2 protein-coding genes are annotated in these 2,618 nt (G+C 63.9%); both read left to right on the forward strand.

The features are described from left to right. Window positions 1-112: 112 nt before the first annotated feature. Entirely contained in the window at window positions 113-1,639 is a 1,527-nt protein-coding gene (gene istA / locus QYL93_RS31745) for an IS21 family transposase (protein ID WP_305747415.1), read from the forward strand. After that, window positions 1,632-2,528, forward strand: a complete 897-nt coding sequence (istB, locus tag QYL93_RS31750; protein ID WP_305747416.1) for an IS21-like element helper ATPase IstB — start codon at window positions 1,632-1,634, stop codon at window positions 2,526-2,528. The genes istA and istB overlap by 8 nt, the downstream gene beginning before the upstream one ends. Window positions 2,529-2,618 lie beyond the last annotated feature (90 nt).

Here is a 2,618-nt window from a genome sequence, read left to right on the forward strand (position 1 = left end):
TGTTAGTGCCGATGCAATCTTGACCAGCTAAACCGCAAAGTGCCAATCCAATATTGACCAGGGTGTTCCACTGACCTGCTGAGAATTTCAGCAGGGATTCAAGGTGATCACCATGGACATGATTGGCAAGGTCAGGCGCATGAGGCTGCGCGACCAACTCTCTCTCAGCGAGATCGCAAAGCGCACGGGCCTGTCGCGCAACACGGTCAAGAAGTGGCTCAAGGCGCCCGGCGATGTTGTGCCGAAGTACGAGCGGGTGAAGTTCGATGGCAAGCTCACGGCATTCGAGCCGGCCCTGCATCAAGCGCTCACAACCGACAGCCATCGCCCCAAGCAGGGACGACGCAGCGGCCGTGCCTTGTTTGCTCAGATACAGGCCCAGGGCTACCGCGGCGGCTACAGCGCCGTCACCGACTACATCCGGCGCTGGCGGGTGGAGTCGGCAGCCAGTCCGGCCAAGGCGTTCGTTCCGATGAGCTTCGCGCTGGGCGAGGCCTTCCAGTTCGACTGGAGCGTCGAAGCCATGGTCGTCGGCGGCGTGTTCTACAACGTGCAAGTGGCGCACCTGAAGCTGTGCGCCAGCCGGGCCTTCTGGCTGGTGGCCTACCCCAGCCAGGGCCACGAGATGCTGTTCGATGCCCACACTCGCTCGTTCCAGGCACTTGGCGGCGTCACCCGGCGCGGCATCTACGACAACATGCGCACCGCCGTGGACAAGGTGCAACGCGGCAAGCAGCGCACGGTCAACGCGCGCTTCGCAGCCATGTGCAGCCACTACCTGTTCGACCCCGACTTCTGCAACGTCGCCTCCGGCTGGGAGAAGGGGGTGGTGGAGAAGAACGTGCAGGACAGCCGCAGGCGCATCTGGATCGAAGCCGCGACCCGTCGCTTCGGCTCGTTCATCGAACTCAATGCCTGGCTGAGCGAGCGGTGTCGTTCGGTGTGGAGCGACACCACGCATCCGATCCACAGGCAGTTCACCGTGGCCGAGATGTGGGAGTTGGAGAAGCCTCACCTCATGTCCATGCCGGCCCCCTTCAACGGCTACGTCGAGCGGCTGGCCCGGGTCAGCAGCACCTGCCTGGTGGCCGCCGCGCGCAACCGTTACTCCGTGCCGTGCGAGTGGGCCGGCCACATCGTCAGCACCCGCGTCTATCCCGAACGAATCGATGTGGCGGCCGCAGATGCCGTCGTAGCCAGCCATGCCCGGCTGCCGGGCAGTGGCCAGACCAGCTACGACTGGCAGCACTACATCGACCTGGTGCAGCGCAAACCGGGCGCATTGCGCAATGGCACGCCGTTCCTGGACCTTCCGGCGCCGTTGCTGCGTTTGCGCCAGTCTCTGCTCAGGCACCCTGGAGGAGACCGGGTCATGGCACAGGTGCTGGCCGTGGTGCCGCAGGCCGGGCTGGAAGCGGTGCTGGTGGCCATCGAGCTGGTACTCGAAGGCAGGACCCCCAGTGGCAGCATTAGCGTGGAGCACGTGCGTAACGTGCTGGCCCGCTTGAACAACCCGGCCACGCCGGCGCAGGCGCAGACGTCCTTGCGACTCACCCAGGCTCCCAAGGCCGACACCGCGCGTTATGACCGGCTGCGCCCCACCCACACGGACCATGAGCAGGAGGTCGATCATGCGTGAGACCTCCATCGATGTACAGGCCCAACTGAAGGCGCTGCGGCTCAACGGCATGGCCACGGCCTGGGCCGACCTGACGGAGCAAGGTGGCGATACGACCCTGGCCGCATCACGCTGGCTGGTGGAGCACCTGCTACAGGCTGAAGATGCTGATCGGGCGATGCGCTCCATCGCCCACCAGATGAAGGCGGCGCGCTTCCCGATGCACCGCGACCTGGCTGGGTTCGACTTCACCGTCGCGCAGGTCGACCGCGCGTTGATCCAGAAACTGGCGGACCTCTCGTTCACGCAGGATGCGCAGAACGTGGTGCTGGTCGGCGGCCCAGGCACCGGCAAAACCCACCTGGCCACGGCGCTGGGAATTGCTGGGCTCACCCGGCACGCCAAGCGAGTGCGGTTCTACTCCACGGTCGATCTGGTCAATGCCCTGGAGCATGAGAAGAGCCAGGGCCGTGCCGGACGCATCGCCATGAGTCTGGTGCGCATGGATCTGGTCGTGCTCGACGAGTTGGGCTACCTGCCCTTCAGCCAGGCCGGTGGCGCCTTGTTGTTCCACCTGCTGTCCAAGCTGTACGAGCACACCAGCGTGATGATCACCACCAACCTGACGTTCGCGGAGTGGTCCACGGTGTTCGGCGATGCCAAGATGACCACTGCGTTGCTGGATCGCTTGACCCATCACTGCCACATCATCGAGACGGGCAACGAGTCCTACCGCTTCCGCCACAGCACGCACGAAGCCAAGGGGCGCATCAAGACCCGTGAGCAGACCAGGAAAGCAGCAGCGGCACAGTTAAGCGAGGGCTCGCAGGAGGGGGCCTCGCCTGACGGCTCGGGAATACCAACTACCAGTTCAAAAAAAGGAGGTGCTACCGAACCATCCAACCTATAGTTATCCACAGCTGGCTTCTAATGGAACCAGCTTCAGCCCCTGGTCAATGTTCGACTGGCACTGCTGATCACGATTGCACTGGCGCTAACA

The organism is Acidovorax sp. A1169 (assembly GCF_030704685.1).
Lineage (GTDB): Bacteria > Pseudomonadota > Gammaproteobacteria > Burkholderiales > Burkholderiaceae_C > Acidovorax.